Origin of the sequence: Ruminococcoides intestinihominis (assembly GCF_040096285.1) — a bacterium.
Lineage (GTDB): Bacteria > Bacillota > Clostridia > Oscillospirales > Acutalibacteraceae > Ruminococcoides > Ruminococcoides intestinihominis.
This window is the reverse complement of the sequence record NZ_JBBMEY010000018.1, coordinates 1-17571: the sequence shown is the minus strand read 5'-3', so window position 1 is coordinate 17571 and position 17571 is coordinate 1. Positions and strand designations below refer to the sequence as shown.

Here is a 17571-nt window from a genome sequence, read left to right as displayed (position 1 = left end):
ACTTTACTTCCTAGTCGAAATAGTCTTCTTGCAAATTGCCTACATTGTTTTGTGTAATAACTTGTGTGTTCTTCTTAAACAAATACATTACTACGCTTTTCTTTATATTTAGACTTACATTTTTATTTGAAATTATTTTCCAAAAATACTCTTTTAGTTTTGATTTTGCATATAACCTTGTTTCTTCAATATTACCACTGTTATGCATAACAGACATTAATACTTCTGCAAGATGTTCTAATAAAACAGGAATCAACTTTGGATATGCTTTACTCAACGGTTCATATCTTTCAGTAACAAAATCCACTTGATCTATATGCCGTTGATTTTGTTTTGTTACATCTCCCATAGCACTGGATTTTCTCATTCGATAATGATATAAATACTCATCACAAATATATATTCTATCCATATTAAGCACAGCTTTATACGTAAAGAACTCATCATCAATACAACGACCTTCAACAAATCGTATGGTTTTTATTGCATCGGCTTTATAAATTTTATTAGAATTAAGAATGTATTCCCATTTTTTTACCATATCTTTTACAAATTCTTCGTCAGTACAAACAAAACTATTCGCTAAAAATTTATGTTCGACTGATTTATCTGTATGTTCATCGTAATACTGACACAATACCATATCACAATTATTGGAGTTCATCTTCTCTATCATTGATTCAATAGCATTTTCTTCTATCCAGTCATCACTATCAACGAAAAATATGTAATCACCTGTGCAATTATCTAATGCAAAATTTCTGGCACCGGCTGCACCTCTATTTTTTATATGAAAAACCTTTATTCTATTATCTTTCTTAGCAAAATCATCTGCAATATTTCCCGAATTGTCAGGTGACTCATCATCAACTACAATTATTTCTAAATAAGGATATGTTTGATTACAGACAGACTCTAAGCACTGAGATAAGTATTTTTCCACATTATAAACAGGCATAATTATACTGACTAATCCTAAATTGTCCATAATCATAACTCTCCTTTTATCTTCTTATTGCTTTACTGATTTTTTCTTTATAATATATATTTCTATTATTCTTATATAGAATTTTACCATTTTGAGAGTCTAAAGAAAAAATCAATCTTTTCTTTTCTTTCATCTTCATTCCTGCATTATGCATTATTAAGTAAGCATAGAGGTTTACTTGTTTTTTACTATCACTATCAATAGATTCTTTAATCTTATTTTTAGAATAACCTATCAATTCATATAATGAACGCAAATTCTTAAGTGGTTCTTCTACACTTTCTAAACCAACTTTATACATTAAAGAACCGTCTTGATCTCTCATGTAATGGTACAAAGGTTTGTTGATAAAAACTACATCCTGAATTTCACTAACTTTTATGTATTCAAGGATAAATCTTAAATCTTCACCTATGCTAATACTTTCATCAAACTTTAGTTTGTTGTCTTGAATAATCTTTGTAACAAAAGCTTTATTCCAAAGTTGTTGCAGTAAAGTCCTATCATAAATAGTTTTCAATTCCGGCTTTAATTTTGCAGATACATTTTTCTTAGTATTGCTCCAAATAACGTTATCGGTTCTGCCATTATATTTTTCATCATGGTTAACATATCCACAAATAGTTAAAGCCATAGGGTTATCATTCAATACATCAATAAAGGAATTAATATAATCTTTATCAATCCAATCATCACTGTCAACAAACATAGTATAATCACCGGTAGCCTCATATATACCACGGTTTCTGGTATATGAAACACCCATATTGACTCCATTATGAACATATCTTACACAATCATACTTTTTAGATAATTCCTTACATTTTTCAAGACTATTATCCTTTGAACAATCTTCAACTAAAATAACCTCTAAATTATCATAATTATTTGATATGATACTGTCAACACATCTTTCAATAATGCTTTCTGCATTATATACCGGCACTACTACACTTATCTTTACCATACATACCTCTTATTTACTATATACCTCATTTAACAAATGTCCATATAAAGTAAGTTTTCCATCATCGGTTTTCTTTTTCAATTCCATTTTATATGTCAACTTATGCATAACATTTTTATCTGTAAACCTTTTGAGAAGTTTATCTGAATAAGGCTCATTTAAATATTTATACAGCTCAAAAATATCTTCATTATTATTTTCAACAGTATCAATAATCTTGGTTATAGCAGGAATATGTTTATAACCACTCATCAACATATAATCAATAAGTACATAATCAATAATAGAATCATACTTTGACCACCAATGGCTAAAAGCATCTACCATATATCTGAATAATATATTATCTTTTTCACCATGCATAGAAAAGCCACACCAATTACATTTACATGCTTCTCTAGCAACATTTTCAGTCTTGTTGGTCATTTTCTGACAATAAAAGTCTCTTGTAAAATATTCTTCCGGAATATCATCTGTAAAAAATACAGTAGCATCCAACCAATAACCACCATACCTCTCTAAAAGACAAAATCTCAATACATCTGACATCGTAGTCATTGTAACAATACCCTTATTGAATTTCTCAAGTATATGTTCCGGTATATCTACATAATCTTTATAATTATCAAAAGTAATAATATGTAATTCAGTCTTATCTTTTGGTATAACCTGCTTTAGTCTTGTGTGACACATTTTGACTATTTCAGGCATACTCTCTACGCCTTGCCACCAACAACACCAAATAGGCATTTTATCATCATTTATATTAGCATTAGGTTTTGGTCTATAATTATGCTTTGGTGGATTCGTATTGTATAATTTAATAACAGAGGACAATTCTTTATCAACATATTCTTGTATTGTAGAAATATATTTTTCTGATTTTCCGGGTGGAACCAGCCCATCCTTAAAAGTTGCTGAAGCAACATTAAATCCATAAGTTCTTTTAATTTGAGGAAAAGCTTTACATTCATTTTCTATTCTCTGAAACAAATGCTTTGCTCTCTGTAAAATTCTAGTCATTACTTACCACCATTTTTTCTAATCATATCTAAACAATTATTCCAATAACAACTTATCTAATTTTTCAAAATGTTTTTCACTATCTTTTCTTATCTGTTGAATATCAGCAATTCTTTGAAAATCATAATTATTGTCTAATTCGACATACAGCTCTGAATTTATCTTTCTAATATCAATATACCTACCTTTAAAGGATAAATCTTTCAAAATATTAATAGTCTTATCACTATAAACAATAGGCAATACAGGTTTGTCTAATGCAAATCCCAATACAGTTCCATGAAATCGTGATGCAATAACAAATTCAGACTCAGCCATAGCACTAACAACATCATCTGTGTTTTCACCATTGTAGTTTACAATCTTTACGGATCTTTTTAAATTACTATCAATTCTATCAAGGATTTTATTAATAGTTTTCTCATCATTTTCTATTTTACAAAATGATGATAGTACTACTGTATAACCTTTATTAACATAAATTCCAATATATTTAAGTAAAAGATTGATATAATTCTCTTCTTTATCACATAATTTGTCTAACCCACTTTCTCTGCTTAAACAATCAATTACAGAAATAAAAATCTGCTTTTTTGTTTCTGTGGTTTTACATTGGTAATTAAACAAAATATCAGGAGCATATCTAACCTTTTTTACATCACTAAAGAGATTATATGAATATTTATCCCTAAAGCAAATATCTTGTACATTGTTAAAAATACTTGCAAGTTTATTTCTATATTCTTCTGTTTTGTATGGTCCAAAATTCGCACCCAAAATATAGAATTTTCTATTAAGTGCTTCATAATCCCACCAAGTAAGAATCTGTTTCCAATTGTCATACTCAATAAAAATAGAACCACCTATATATACTATAGCATCACATCTTTTTTCCATCCTAGATTTGTATCCAAGATAAAAAGACAAATGAATCTTATATAAAAAAGTAAGATATTTAGAATTTTTATCTAATACTTTTAAATTTTTAACATCATCAAAAACTTTTTCATTATATTTTTTTGACCATAAATAGAACTTCACATTAGGATAACGGTTACATATTGTACGAATAAATAAATCATCACCAAGGTTTATCCTATCATACGCATAAAGGAATATTTTTCTCATAATCAAACATCTACTATTTCTTTCTTGATATTATCTTTTTTATAGGTCCAAGGAATATATCTTTTTCATACTTGTTCATTACGAAAATCCAGTTAAACAAACAAAATAATACTGCGTAAATACCAATAAAAATAAATAACAATGCCCAAGAATTAATGGTTATAAATCTAAATAAAATAATAAAACATATGCACAATATCGCAGGAAAAATAAACATTGGTCCAACATTTTTCCAAAATTTCGGAATGTCCAATTTGATTTTTTTCCAATAGTACCAGTTCATTATTAATCCTTGACCTAAAACATATGTGCATCCGGTAACTACTGACGCACCTACAATACCAAATGCATTAACACAAAGCACTGTACCAATAACATTGGCAATGGCAATACCGGCAAACACAATGGTTCTAAACTTTAATTTATTTTGTGCAATGATAATATTTAATGCAACATTTTGAACTAGCGGAATACACACCGGAATAGTAACTGAAATAGCTACACAATATGCCTCGGAGTAGCCTGAACCTACCCATAAATTAATAAAGTCTTGACCAAATGCTATAAACCCAGAAGCAACTAATGATACAATATAGCATTGCAATCTACCAATTCTAATCATAGTATTTGTTAGTTCTGAAGAGCTTGTATTACTAAATACCATCATATTTATCTTTGGAGTAATTACGCCAGTCAATCCAGAAGAAAAACTTTGTATCATACCTTGGAAAGTTACACCAACGGAATATACTGCAACACCAACAGTAGCTAATGAAGGAATATAACCTATAATTAGAGTGTCAGTTGTACTATACAACTTATCAATAATATTCATTATAAAAATCCACATTGAGAAAGACAATAATTCTTTTATTAGATACTTTGGTAAATTATCATACCTTGGTTTAATACTCAGTACTTTCTTTACATAAATCATATAAACAATTCTTGTTACAATGTTGATTACCAATCCGGCAACTGCTAAACCAATGGAAGCGAAACCTAGTACTAAAACTAGTAGATTAATTAATGGAGCAATTACAGTACTAATAATATTTAAAATTTGCAAAAAAACAAATTTTTCATGGCTAGTAACAACTGAAGTACAAGGGGAAGATAAAAAAGATATTGCAGTTGAGAATGTTAAAATTACAACCAAGATTTGCATTTTAAGTAAAATATCATCATTTTTTAATGATCCCTTATAAATGTAACCGGACAAAAAAGATATTGCAACACCGACTACAATTGTGACACATGCAATAATGAAGAAAATAATATTAAAGAGGCCATACATATTTTCTTCACCATCTTTATCACCTTCAGCACGAAACTTTGTATAATAACGCACTAACGCAGATCCAAGTCCAAAGGATATCAATGATAAATAACTTGTTGCACTATTTGCTAATTTAAAAAGTCCATATTCGTCTTGGCCTAATAAATTCAGCATTAACGGTGTATAAAACATTGGTATTATTGTACCTAATGCCATATTAATATATGACATTACAGCACCGATTCTAAGCTGATTATTCTTTCCTGACATTTATTTTAACACCTCAATTTGTTATATAAAATTAGAATCCTATATTAAACATAGATCTCATTTTACAACACAAATAAAAATTAAACTTTGCTAATTTATAATACTTTCTTGAACTATCAGTAATACTGTTAATTTCATCATTAGTAAGTTTACATCTGTTTTTATAATCTTTGATAATTTTACCGGCTTTTTTCTTATCATTACCTGACATAAACTTTAGGACACTTTGATAAGCAAACATACATGAACCGTACAAATCAACCTTAGCTTTTGTAGCTAAAGTAGGGAAATTCTTTTCAATATAAGCTTGTCTATTCATTTTGCCTTCCAAAGCATCAAGTCTTTTTATGTTATAACCATTACCCATTATACTACTACCTCTTTGAAAATAGTAGTACATAGTTTTGTTTATCCTGGTAACCTTTTTTGCTTTACCAAAAATTTGATAAGTCCAAAATTCATCTTCGTTTAACTTACCAACTGCATATGGAATATCAAGTGCTACACTGGATTTATATAATTTATTCCACACATGTTGTTTAAATGGATTTTCATTAATTAAACCTTCTAAACCATCCACTGTATCATAATTAGTTACTTTTAAATCGTCACTATATTTATCAAAACTATTATCTTCATAGAACTTCACAACACCACATTCAACAATATCACTATCGTTATCAACTATAGTTTCCAAAAGTGTTTCATAAAAATCTAATGAAATATAGTCGTCACTATCTATAAAGCTAACATACTCACCGGTTGCAACTTCCATACCAACATTTCTGGCATCAGAAAGTCCACCATTTTCTTTATGTACAACCTTAATTCTACTATCTTTTTTAGCATAATCATCACACATCTGTGGACAATTATCTGGTGAACCGTCATCTACCAAGATAATTTCTAAATTTTTATATGTTTGATTTATAATGCTATCAACACACCTATCAAGGTATTTTTCTACATTATAAATCGGTACTATAACACTAATTAAAGGCATTTTACTTTACCTCATATTTGTTTGAATTCTTTGAAATAAACTTGTCATATACCTTATATACAAACATATGTAAAAGTGTAAAATGTAAAAACAACATTTTTTCTACCTTAGTTCTCTTTGATAAAGGTAATCTCTCTTTAATCTGTTTTATATCATTTTTATATTTTTTAGCATTGTTTTTTTCATCTTTAAGTTTATTGTTTTTTATTGTTCTATACAAAGATATAACTGCATTAAGGTAACTTGTATAAGCTAAAGACTGTATTTCTTTATCATAATTTTTTAAACAAAATTCAAAAATTTCTTTTCTCACCTTAATTGGATCATAAAGTTTGTTTGTATTTACTTTTGAAGTAGCTGCTGAGCCTTTTCTAAGTATATAGTGATATAGTGGCAAATCCTCATACACAGACTTTTGGGACTTTGTAAATGCATAAAAGTTAAATAAAACATCTTCATTATTTTTTATATCAACAGGCATAAATACATTTTCTATTATACTTTTTCTGTATAATTTATTCCAAATTCCAGGCTCTACATAATCACCAACAATTATATCTCTAATACCCTTCTTATTATCTTGAATAACTTTTTTTCCGGTATTATAGTAATAGTCAACTCTTGTAGGGAAAACCATTTGATAGCCACAATGAGAAATATCAGCGTCATTTTCAATAGCATTGTTTAATAATATTTCATACATATTAGGTTCAATATAATCATCACCGTCAACAAAACCTATGTAATCACCTTTAGCTATTTCAAGACCTTTATTTCTTGTGTCAGACACCCCTGAATTTACCTTAAAAAAAGGAACTATCCTACTATCTTTTTCAGCATATTCTTTTATAACATTATCTGTCCCATCAGTTGAACCGTCACTAATAACAATTACTTCCAAATTACTGTATGTCTGATTTAATATACTGTCTAAACATCTTGGTAAAAATTCTGCAATATTATAGGCAGGAACAATAACACTAATTAAATTTGATTCCATATAAATTCACTCAAACTACATAACCGATTTTTGATTTTTCTAACTTTTCTTTCATTTCTTTTTTCATATCTTCAGAAATTTTAGGATTTCTCAAAGTATAACTTTCATCAAAACAAGGGTTATTCTCTAATTCTTTCTTTTTTCTACTTACAAATTCATCATAAGTACAAATTACTTTTGCCGGATTACCAATAGCAACAGAATCATCCGGAATATCTCTAGATACTACAGAATTTGCACCGATAACAACATTATTTCCAATACTTATACCTGGTAAAATAGTTGATGATGCTCCGATAAAAACATTATTTCCTATATTAACAACGCCAATTCTAGTATATCCCAATGCCTTTTTTGTACTGGCATCATGTGCTAAAATATGAACCCTAGGTGCTAATGTAACATCATCACCAATAGTAATCAGCCAACAGTGTGATTGGTCAATCAAAGTTTTTTCCTGACGGCTAAAATTTTTGCCTACAGTTAATCCTAATGCAATTAAGTCTTCAGTTGATATTTCACTTCTAAGGCGCATAACCTTTGCCCTAATAAAACTTTTTAATGACATAATGCAATCACAAACTTTCTAACATATTTTCAACTGCTTTTACAGTTTTTTCTGTACTAAATCTTTGTCCTCTGACTCTTGCTTGTTCCTTATAATGTTGAAGCAAATTTTCTTCTGTTAATATCTTTTCGATACCTTCATAAAGTGCATCTTCATTATTCTCAGTAACAATACCATATTCGTTATTTTCACCTAGTAACTCATATGCACCACTGCAATTTGTACTTACAACAGGAGTTCCAACAATCAAAGCCTCTGTTACTGCTGTACTGAAGCCTTCGGCTAATGATGCACAAACAAATAAGTCACACTTTTTCACATATTTATAAGGATTAGTTTGATATCCAAGTAATGTTATAGAGTTTTCTAAATTGTTTTCTTTAGCAAAATCTTTAACAAAGTTTTCATCAGGTCCAACACCTAAAAAGTAAATATGTGTATTAAAACCCTCAGATTTCAACCGTTTTTGAATGTGACAAATACGGTCACAACCTTTTCTTATATGTACTTTACCAACAACACAAATGTTAGTTTCATCACGGGATATCATTTGTGTATTTTCTTCATCATTTGCTAATCTACAAATATCATTAGTTTCATTTGTATTATATAACACCTCAATAGGCTTCTTAAAGTTCAAAATATTTACAAAATCATTCTTTACATATTCAGATACACAAACTGTATTATCGAACTTATTATAACATCTCTTTGCTTCATCAAAATTTCTAAAAGAAGCTGATAAGGCTTTCTCTGTATGTTGTTCTATATGAATCCAACTTACCAGCTTAGTGTCTTTATCATTACAACCACTAACAATTCTTGCAGTAGGTCCTTCTAAATATGAAACGATAATATCATAATGTTCCTTAATAAACCTCTTATATAAAGTTTCAGGTTTAAACAAACAGAAATATTTGCTATTACCCCTAAAAATCTTTTTATAACAATATTTATATTTAATATGGGGTTTTAGAAATTTTTCATTTACACCACCGGCAAATAACACTTGCACTGTAATGTCAAATTTCTCTTTATCCATATTATTTACAAGGTTAACCAAAACTTTTTCTGCTCCACCAACAGATAAGTTTGGAATTAAAAACAATATCTTTTTCATATAAATTCACTTACTTTAATTGAATACTTTTTTCTCTCAAATATTTTAAGCAATAACTTGTTTCTTGTAATACTATACAATATTCTGTCACGAGAATTATTCTTCTTTTGTTTTCTTATATACAATTCAACATTTTGATTTATTTGATTAAGCTTATCTTCATTTATTTCAGAATGCCAATGTTTCCTCATTAATGATTGCAAATCATATTCCTTGATTATATCAGTTACCTTCTGTTCTGCATTCTCGGTTGAAACAACCTTATCAATTAATTCAAATACCATCCCTATTGCCCAAATACCACAGGATTCCTTAACATAAGCATCTTTAGATAATTTTTCATATTTTACAAAACCATCTAATGATGACTTTATAGATTTTATTGAGTCACCTGAATGTGATACAGACTCAGTATTATTTCTATACATAAAAAATGGATTATTATAGGTTCTAGCTTTGTTAGCATAAGCATAACATCGCATAAGAAATCTCCAATCTTCACAACGGTACTCATCAGTAAATATATCATTACTTTTCAAAAAGTTACTATCAAAAACATAAGATGAATGATGTTGCATTTTATCACTCTTAATATCTTTAATTAAATCATTTGGTAATTCATGCAACTTACCCCTTGTGATAGATTGATTAACATCAAAATAAGAGCATTTATAAAAATCACATTTATCACTTTTTAATTTTTTTATAAAATCCGGCGTAATAGAATTTTTCGCCCATAAATCATCCTGATCTAAAAATATAGCAAGCTCTCCGGAACAAATTTCAATTCCCTTATTACGAGCAGTATGTACTCCACCATTTTCCTTATAAATATACTTTACTCTGTTATCCTTATCTGAAATACTTTTCACTATTTCGGAACTTGAATCTTTGGAACCATCATCAATACACAAAATTTCTAAATCTTTATACGGCTGATCCAAAACAGAATTAATTGTTTTTTCTATATATTTTTCTCCATTGTAAATGGGAATTATAACACTTATCATCCTTTGCACCTCACAATTAATGAAAGAGCAAATCCAAAAGGCAATGCAATTACTGAAAGCAATTTGTATGGATTATCCTTTACTGATGACATAGTTTTCTTTGCTAAAATACAACTGGATGCTAGATGAATACTATGTTTAATCTTAAATTTAAGAGAAGTATCCTTAAATGATAGATATAACTTTCTAATCTCAGCAAAACTATTAGGACTGCTTCTGTATTGTTTAAGCATTGAATTAGACATACCTGTTTCTTGATAATCAACAAATCTTAAATTCTCATTTAGAACAAGAAAATCATATTCTTCACTTATCTGTAAATGCATATAGTGAGGATTAAAGTTCTTTTCACCTTTAAAGACTTTCATCGGTGCATATTTTTTATATAGTTCTGTTCTAACTACATTGGTTCTATCACCATTAACTATATTATATTTTCCGGTAAACAATCCTATCAAATTAACACTTTTAATATCCGGCAACATATCGCCTATTACATTACCATCCATATCAAAGTCCAGACCAACTATACCGGCATATTTATCTGAACCATTCTTCTTCCAAAAATCTAGTATCAATCCTACTGCATTATCAGGCATAAAATCATCAGAGTCAATACAGACACAAAGTTCTGTATCTATATTTGCAATAGCAGTATTATAAGCTGTATGTAATCCACCATTTTCCTTATAAATATAGATTACTTGAAAATCTTTAGTATTCTGTACCCAACTTTCAGAAATTTCTCTTGTATTGTCAGTTGAACCATCATCAACAATCATCCATATAAAATTTTTATTGGTTTGTTTACACATACTCTCATAGCATCTTGTAAGCAAATCAGCCCTATTATATGCCGGAGTAAAAACTGTAAGTATAGGCTTATCCATCACTTTATCCTCTAATTTTCAAAAATATTTTCAAAACTTTAAGAATACCCTTGTATCCAAGTAACTTATAGAATTTATAAACTAAATCTACCTTTTTATTGTTATGATAATTTAACAAATAGGTATACGATTTCATTTCTTCAACAACTCCTGAAATATCTTCCTTTTTATCAATAGTAACAACATTATTCAAAAATGTTATATATTGATAGGCACAATAATTCATATACCATTCATAATAATCTTCATTCTTTATTTTTTCTGAATACGCTACAACCCTTTTAATTTGACCTACTAAGTCAATGATATTTTTTCTTGTAATTGAATGAGTAATAGAGTTTTCATTTTCTCTATAAAAATATATGTAATCATCATAGTACATTATCTTATTTGCCAAAATAATCATTCTGGCAATCCAATCAATATCTTCTGAGCATATACCTTCAATAAAGAATGTATTTTCATTCAACAAATTTGAACTAAATAGCTTGTTACAAGCAGAAGAATGAAGTTTATCATTTAAAATCAACTGTCTAAATGTTTCTTTTTTTGTGTCACAATTAATCTGATTTTCCAAGTCCTTATTTCTTGTATATTCTTCCAGAAGTTTCTTATCTTTTGAATATCCAAAAATAATAATATCAGGGTTCATAATTAATTTGTCATTAACTATCTTTTTTAGAAAATCTAAATCAGTCCAATAGTCATCACTATCTAAAAAAACAAAATAGTCACCTGTTATTACTTTCATACCGGCATTTCTGGCTGATGAAAGACCACCATTCTCTTTATGGATAACTTTGATTCTATCATCAGTTTTCGCTAATTCATCACATAACTTAGGTGAATTGTCTTTAGAGCCATCATCAACAAGAATAATCTCTATATTTTTGTAAGACTGCTTAACAACGCTATCAACACATTCTTGCAAATATTTTTCAACATTGTAAACAGGTATAACTATACTAATCTTTATATCATTCATAAAATTTTCTCTTACCAAAAGCCCCACTGCTTTACCTGAATAAAATAGAATATCATATATAAAACGACCATTATAGCCAAAACTATAGTAAATTTCTCTTTAGAAAATATTTTTCTCAATTCCCATGGTAATAAAATATAACTAAATAGTGAAAAATAAATTGGAATTCTACCAATAAAAATACCACTGGTGAAAATTGAAACAACATATATTCCCATAGAAATAAGTGACATATTTACAGAGATATTTATAATGTCCGGAGCATCATCAAATAGCTTTTTCTTAAAAATTATAGCAAATATAGCAGGTATAGAATAAACAATAACTCTTAGTGGATTTGTACCATCATCAGTTTTCATATAGGTTGTAACACCGCTATAATCAGTCGTTTCAAGAGCCAACCCTAATATATCAGTAAATTGACCAAGGAAAACAACAGACAATACACAACAAATTAAAACGAAAATTGTAAATTTATTAAAAGGTTTTCCTAAAGAAACTAAATACAACGGTATAACCAATAAGCAAGATGAATGCACTTTACTCAATATTATTACGGCAATAATAAATAACGCTATAGACCAAACTTTTCTCTTTTGAACTAATGGAAATAATAAAAATATTACTGAAACCACTAAGAATTGTCTCATACCATTCATCATCCAAGATATAAAATCTGTAGATGCAAAGAAAAGGAATCCTATAATAGCAATATCTGTTGAATATCTTCTAAATGTTAATAACAAGCATACACCTTGAATAATTGCTATAGTCAATAGCCAATATCTATCTTGTTGGGATATAAATTGCCTAATAAATACACTAAAGACTTCCCAACCATACATTTTACCGCCAACATCGGATGAAGTCGCAAGTTCAGATAAGGTATTAGGATAGCTTCTAAACATTGCACAATATAATCCTGTATCACCTATGCCACCATGAATACCGGCACGGTAACCGGCTAATAAAACCAAAGGCAAAAAAACCAGTATAGAATAGATCAATCCCGCCTTTTTTCCATCTTGTTTTCCTGTAACTTTCTCCCCATTATCGGATGCTAATGCAGTTGCATTGCTTTTTTTCTTATTTAAAGCTATTTCAAAAAATAGAAGTAATGGAAGATACCATAAATATGTATTAACAATTAATTGTATCAAATTATCACCTCTAAATTAATCATTAAGCAAACAATTACAAGTTTCAGTAACAATTTTTTCTTTTGAAAAAATTCTTCCATATGTTTACGTCCTTCTAAACCCATTTTTATCCTATCATCATTATCGGTATTTAAAAACTTAACCATTGCAGAATACAAACTGTCAACATTTTTAGGTTCACAAAGTAAACCACTTACACCATCAATAACGGATTCTTTACAACCAAAAATATTACTTGTTATGACAGGTCTGCCTGAAGAAGCATTTTCAAGGTTAGTATTTGCCATACCCTCATGCCAAGAAGGCAAAACAAAACAATTTGCCTCTCTTATGAAAGGCCTTACATCTTCTTGATAGCCATGAAAACAAAGCCAACCTTCTTTAATACCTTTATCGATTTCATCGTGATAATCTTCTTCACTTATGCCAACTACATCCAGTACACAGTTATAATTTTCACTATATAATCTTCTCATAACTGCAAAAAGTTCATCAATTCCTTTTTCTTTCATAACTCTGCCAATAAAAAGAAATCTGGTAACCTCATTATTTTTTGGATATTCTTGTACAGAATAATAATCCAAATTCACACCGGCACCATTCAATACTTTACATTTATTATCATCAATTATTTTTTCTTTTACAAATATTTCTTTATTGCCTTGATTTTCAAAGAATACTACTTTAGCTTTCTTTAAGGCTATTTTATAAAGTTTAATAACTAACTTCTTTAATAAATTATCCTTTTGAAAAGCAGTTCCCAATCCTGTAATATTTATGGCATAAGGAACTTTCTTTCTACGACAAACCATTCCACCATAGATATTAGACTTTATTGTATACGTAATAACCAAATCAGGCTTTTCTTCATCAATCAAATTTACATATTTTTTATATAATTTTAAATCAGTAATAGGATTAATTCCTCTTCTATCTACATCTGTTAAGTGTACTTTACATCCTATTTTCTGAAAATCATCAATAAAACCATTATCAAGTGTCGATAAAACAACTTCGTTATTATCAATAATTAATTTTTTAATTAAATCTACTCTAAATTTATATAATCCAATACTATTATTTGCAAGGATTAATATTTTTTTACTCATATTACTTTCCATACAATTATTCTTACTTTTTTAGTTTTGCAGGTACCCCAACATATGTACCTGATTTATCTATATTTTTTACCACTAAACATCCAATCTCCTGCTTCTTTTCCACAAGAAAATAGATAATTTGCGTATTTAGGGATAAATCTTTTTGCTAACAACTTAATTGGATATTTTATATCCTTGTCTTGACTTTTTGAATGAGAATGCGCTATTGTTACAGGCACACCATTTTTTTTAGCATATTTCAATGGAATAGCAGACATACAATCAATATGAGAATGTACAATTTTATATTCTTTATGTTGAGCAAAAAATGACTCTAATGCATTAAGATATGTTTTGCTAAAAGGATTAAGATTAGGAAGTCTGTATATTCTTCCACCTAAAGATAATATCTCCGAATCGTAATCTGCTTCAAAATCTCTGTGACATAAAAAATCGAATTGTACTTTGCTTCTATCAATATTTCTATAGTAGTTCATTAACATAGTTTCAAGTCCACCACGACCCATATATGTAACCACATGTAAAACTCTCACCATACTAACACACCTACAAACCAATAGCACTTATTGTCTCATTGACAACATCATTTTTATCAAAATTATCTTCCATATGCTTACGGGCAAGTTTACCCATTTCAACTTTTTGTTCATAAGGAAGATTTATAAATTCTTTCATTTTTATATACAAATCTTCTTTATCCTGCACCTTTACAAGATAGCCACTTTTCTTATCCACAACTGCCTCTTTACAACCATGAATATCACTTGTGATAATAGGTCTACCAACTGATGCACTTTCCAGCAAAGTATTTGCCATTCCTTCGTGATAGCTAGGTAGCACCACACAATTTGACTCTTGAATAAAAGGCACAACATTCTTTTGAAAGCCAAAATACTTTATTAAACCCTTGGACTGAAGTTCTTTTACCTTTTCTTCATATTCATCTTCATAAATTCCAATAAAATTAAACTGAAGATTGTTATATTTTTTTCTTAATTTTTCAATGGCATAAAATAATTCATCTACACCTTTTTCTTTCATAATTCTAGCAAAGAACAAAAAAGTTATCTTATCTTCATCATTCGGATAAGGTGTAAAGGCAAATTTCTCAAGATTTACACCGGCACCATTGAGTACATAGGTCTGACTAGGCTTAAACAACTTCATATCAAGAACAGTTTGTTCATTACCTTTATTCTCAAAAAACACTTTTTCTACTTTATTCATAGAATACTTGTACATTTTTGAAGTAACAAATCTCAGTAATCCACCATTATTAAAAGCTGAACCAAGTCCGGTTACATTGCAATAACAAGGAATTTTCTGAGATTTACAAGCCCAAGCACCATAAATATTACACTTAATTGTATATGTAATAACCTTATCAGGTTTTTCTTCTTTTAATAGTCTTTTATACTCACTAATAAGTTTTAAGTCTTCAATAGGGTTAATTGCTCGTCTGTCCATATTCTTTACATAGACAAGTCTTGCACCAAAGGAACGCAATTCATCCATATATTCCTTACTATCTTCCGGTAAAGAAATAATAACCTCATGGGACTCAGACAACTTCTGTATTAGCTCTCTACGAAAAACTCTCAATGTTAAATAATGATTAGCAAGAATTAATATTTTCATACAGTTGTTGTTTCCTCTACCTTTTCATCAATTTCTTTTGGGTCATTTGACCTGTGCCGCCCTCTACAACACCGTCATGCTTAAATACACTGACAACTGTCACAAACAGACATTTAACATCAAACCAAAAACTTAATTTATCATAGTAAACCTTATCCATCTGTACCTTAATAGGAATAGGCAATTCATCCCTACCATTAATCTGTGCCCAACCGGTAAGCCCCGGTTTTAAAGAATTAATATTATATTCATCTCTTTCAGCAATAAGGTCATCTTGGTTCCATAAAGCAGGTCTTGGACCGATAACAGACATATCTCCTTTAAATATATTAAAAATCTGAGGAAGTTCATCAAGACTGGTTTTTCTTAAGAATTTGCCAACTTTAGTTATGTATTGATCCGGATTTTTCAATAAATGTGTTGGGCAATCCTTCGGAGTGTCAACCCTCATTGTACGAAATTTTAAAATATTAAAATAATTTTTATCCTTACCAACTCTCTTTTGCTTAAAGAAAATCGGTCCTTTACTTGTGCACTTAATTACAACACAAATTGGTAAATATATAATTGACAAAAATACAATAGCCATAAAAGAACAAATTATATCAATCACACGCTTTACAAATCTATTGTAAAATGAATTTTCTCTGCCCTTCATAAATTCACCCACAAATACTAAAATCTAAATAAAACATACAATAACACATAATAACACAAGGTTATTATATCACACAATACCTCTAATATCAACACAGTATAACGGTTTATGTGTATAATATTTGTGTTGTAAATAGATATGACCCATTTTAGGGTAAAAATAAAATACGATTTAATATTTCGCTTGTTTTACTGACTTTTGATTATGAATATTAATTAATGAATGGATTTCAATTCTAACTTTTCACTCTTTTCACTCAATAACTGCATTGGTCTCTTGTAATCAAGTGTTCTCATTGTTTTGTTATTACTACATTCTAAATGTCCTTTTAATTTTGTGTTTAATTCTTCAATATTTCTGAATGTTTCCCAATCATAGAAATATTTTTGGTCGTTCCTATGACTTCTTTCTACCTTTCCGTTGTGCCAAGGTGTTCGTGGTGGTATTAATTTATGATTTATACCTAGTTTGTTTAATTTTATTTCAAAAGGACTTTTCACTTCACTGCTCTGATATTTATATGTGAACTCTCTTCCGTTATCTGTTTGAACAGTTTGTATTTTAAGCGGAAATTCTTTCAATAACATTTTCAAGAATTTGGTTGAGTTTTCAGGTGTGTGTTCTTCAAACCCATATACAAATCTCATCTTTGTACATTCATCTATTGCAGTCCATTGATAAAAATACTTTCCGTCCCTTAAAGCCTTACCTCTTAAGCAATTATATGGCACTTCTTTTACATCTATCTGCACCTTTTCTCCAG

Annotated in this window: 18 protein-coding genes; all 18 read right to left on the bottom strand. The window is 29.0% G+C overall.

Going from position 1 to position 17571, the window contains the following annotated elements; translation table 11 throughout:
* Window positions 1–10: 10 nt before the first annotated feature.
* Window positions 11–988, bottom strand: coding sequence for a glycosyltransferase family 2 protein (locus tag WMO18_RS06210; protein WP_367286447.1), 978 nt, complete (start codon window positions 986–988; stop codon window positions 11–13).
* Between the two features lie 16 nt (window positions 989–1004).
* A complete protein-coding gene (locus tag WMO18_RS06205; protein WP_367286446.1) occupies window positions 1005–1955 on the bottom strand; it encodes a glycosyltransferase family 2 protein in 951 nt (316 codons plus the stop codon).
* Window positions 1956–1964: 9 nt separating this feature from the next.
* Window positions 1965–2978, bottom strand: coding sequence for a capsular polysaccharide synthesis protein (locus tag WMO18_RS06200; protein WP_367286445.1), 1014 nt, complete (start codon window positions 2976–2978; stop codon window positions 1965–1967).
* 36 nt (window positions 2979–3014) lie between these two features.
* On the bottom strand, window positions 3015–4106 hold the full coding sequence (locus WMO18_RS06195; RefSeq protein WP_367286444.1) for a polysaccharide pyruvyl transferase family protein: 1092 nt from the start codon (window positions 4104–4106) through the stop codon (window positions 3015–3017).
* Between the two features lie 13 nt (window positions 4107–4119).
* Window positions 4120–5655, bottom strand: coding sequence for an oligosaccharide flippase family protein (locus tag WMO18_RS06190; protein ID WP_367286443.1), 1536 nt, complete (start codon window positions 5653–5655; stop codon window positions 4120–4122).
* A 31-nt stretch (window positions 5656–5686) separates the two neighbouring features.
* Complete coding sequence (locus WMO18_RS06185) at window positions 5687–6658, bottom strand: glycosyltransferase (RefSeq protein WP_367286442.1); 972 nt, start codon at window positions 6656–6658, stop codon at window positions 5687–5689.
* A 1-nt stretch (window position 6659) separates the two neighbouring features.
* Window positions 6660–7658 carry a glycosyltransferase family 2 protein gene (locus WMO18_RS06180; RefSeq protein WP_329978819.1) on the bottom strand — a complete coding sequence of 333 codons (999 nt, stop codon included), beginning with the start codon at window positions 7656–7658 and terminating at the stop codon, window positions 6660–6662.
* A gap of 10 nt (window positions 7659–7668) precedes the next feature.
* Window positions 7669–8226, bottom strand: coding sequence for an acyltransferase (locus tag WMO18_RS06175; protein WP_211148659.1), 558 nt, complete (start codon window positions 8224–8226; stop codon window positions 7669–7671).
* Window positions 8227–8233: 7 nt separating this feature from the next.
* Window positions 8234–9346 (bottom strand): glycosyltransferase, encoded by a 1113-nt coding sequence (locus WMO18_RS06170; protein WP_367286441.1) that lies wholly within the window; start codon window positions 9344–9346, stop codon window positions 8234–8236.
* A complete protein-coding gene (locus WMO18_RS06165; RefSeq protein ID WP_367286440.1) occupies window positions 9343–10356 on the bottom strand; it encodes a glycosyltransferase family 2 protein in 1014 nt (337 codons plus the stop codon). The genes WMO18_RS06170 and WMO18_RS06165 overlap by 4 nt, the downstream gene beginning before the upstream one ends.
* The gene (locus WMO18_RS06160; protein ID WP_367286439.1) at window positions 10353–11246 is read right to left on the bottom strand and encodes a glycosyltransferase family 2 protein; all 894 of its coding nucleotides are present in this window, start codon (window positions 11244–11246) and stop codon (window positions 10353–10355) included. Before WMO18_RS06160 ends, WMO18_RS06165 begins: the two co-directional genes overlap by 4 nt.
* Before the next feature lie 4 nt (window positions 11247–11250).
* Window positions 11251–12231: a glycosyltransferase family 2 protein gene (locus tag WMO18_RS06155; protein ID WP_367286438.1), complete on the bottom strand. Its 981-nt coding sequence runs from the start codon at window positions 12229–12231 to the stop codon at window positions 11251–11253.
* Between the two features lie 11 nt (window positions 12232–12242).
* Window positions 12243–13391 carry an EpsG family protein gene (locus WMO18_RS06150; protein WP_367286437.1) on the bottom strand — a complete coding sequence of 383 codons (1149 nt, stop codon included), beginning with the start codon at window positions 13389–13391 and terminating at the stop codon, window positions 12243–12245.
* Window positions 13388–14512, bottom strand: a complete 1125-nt coding sequence (locus WMO18_RS06145; RefSeq protein WP_367286436.1) for a glycosyltransferase family 4 protein — start codon at window positions 14510–14512, stop codon at window positions 13388–13390. Before WMO18_RS06145 ends, WMO18_RS06150 begins: the two co-directional genes overlap by 4 nt.
* 53 nt (window positions 14513–14565) lie before the next feature.
* Window positions 14566–15018 (bottom strand): glycosyltransferase, encoded by a 453-nt coding sequence (locus WMO18_RS06140; RefSeq protein WP_367286435.1) that lies wholly within the window; start codon window positions 15016–15018, stop codon window positions 14566–14568.
* A 40-nt stretch (window positions 15019–15058) separates the two neighbouring features.
* Window positions 15059–16150 (bottom strand): glycosyltransferase family 4 protein, encoded by a 1092-nt coding sequence (locus tag WMO18_RS06135; protein WP_211148572.1) that lies wholly within the window; start codon window positions 16148–16150, stop codon window positions 15059–15061.
* A 16-nt stretch (window positions 16151–16166) separates the two neighbouring features.
* Window positions 16167–16808 (bottom strand): sugar transferase, encoded by a 642-nt coding sequence (locus WMO18_RS06130; RefSeq protein WP_211148573.1) that lies wholly within the window; start codon window positions 16806–16808, stop codon window positions 16167–16169.
* Window positions 16809–17023: 215 nt separating this feature from the next.
* On the bottom strand, window positions 17024–17571 hold a 548-nt coding region (locus WMO18_RS06125), incomplete at its 5' end, for a DDE-type integrase/transposase/recombinase (RefSeq protein WP_367286434.1).

What these genes read in the sequence shown, in the direction of transcription:
- WMO18_RS06210 (WP_367286447.1), bottom strand. Translation starts at nt 988, where the DNA reads ATGGACAATTTAGGATTAGTCAGTATAATTATGCCTGTTTATAATGTG.
- WMO18_RS06205 (WP_367286446.1), bottom strand. Translation starts at nt 1,955, where the DNA reads ATGGTAAAGATAAGTGTAGTAGTGCCGGTATATAATGCAGAAAGCATT.
- WMO18_RS06200 (WP_367286445.1), bottom strand. Translation starts at nt 2,978, where the DNA reads ATGACTAGAATTTTACAGAGAGCAAAGCATTTGTTTCAGAGAATAGAA.
- WMO18_RS06195 (WP_367286444.1), bottom strand. Translation starts at nt 4,106, where the DNA reads ATGAGAAAAATATTCCTTTATGCGTATGATAGGATAAACCTTGGTGAT.
- WMO18_RS06190 (WP_367286443.1), bottom strand. Translation starts at nt 5,655, where the DNA reads ATGTCAGGAAAGAATAATCAGCTTAGAATCGGTGCTGTAATGTCATAT.
- WMO18_RS06185 (WP_367286442.1), bottom strand. Translation starts at nt 6,658, where the DNA reads ATGCCTTTAATTAGTGTTATAGTACCGATTTATAATGTAGAAAAATAC.
- WMO18_RS06180 (WP_329978819.1), bottom strand. Translation starts at nt 7,658, where the DNA reads ATGGAATCAAATTTAATTAGTGTTATTGTTCCTGCCTATAATATTGCA.
- WMO18_RS06175 (WP_211148659.1), bottom strand. Translation starts at nt 8,226, where the DNA reads ATGTCATTAAAAAGTTTTATTAGGGCAAAGGTTATGCGCCTTAGAAGT.
- WMO18_RS06170 (WP_367286441.1), bottom strand. Translation starts at nt 9,346, where the DNA reads ATGAAAAAGATATTGTTTTTAATTCCAAACTTATCTGTTGGTGGAGCA.
- WMO18_RS06165 (WP_367286440.1), bottom strand. Translation starts at nt 10,356, where the DNA reads ATGATAAGTGTTATAATTCCCATTTACAATGGAGAAAAATATATAGAA.
- WMO18_RS06160 (WP_367286439.1), bottom strand. Translation starts at nt 11,246, where the DNA reads ATGGATAAGCCTATACTTACAGTTTTTACTCCGGCATATAATAGGGCT.
- WMO18_RS06155 (WP_367286438.1), bottom strand. Translation starts at nt 12,231, where the DNA reads ATGAATGATATAAAGATTAGTATAGTTATACCTGTTTACAATGTTGAA.
- WMO18_RS06145 (WP_367286436.1), bottom strand. Translation starts at nt 14,512, where the DNA reads ATGGAAAGTAATATGAGTAAAAAAATATTAATCCTTGCAAATAATAGT.
- WMO18_RS06140 (WP_367286435.1), bottom strand. Translation starts at nt 15,018, where the DNA reads ATGGGTCGTGGTGGACTTGAAACTATGTTAATGAACTACTATAGAAAT.
- WMO18_RS06135 (WP_211148572.1), bottom strand. Translation starts at nt 16,150, where the DNA reads ATGAAAATATTAATTCTTGCTAATCATTATTTAACATTGAGAGTTTTT.
- WMO18_RS06130 (WP_211148573.1), bottom strand. Translation starts at nt 16,808, where the DNA reads ATGAAGGGCAGAGAAAATTCATTTTACAATAGATTTGTAAAGCGTGTG.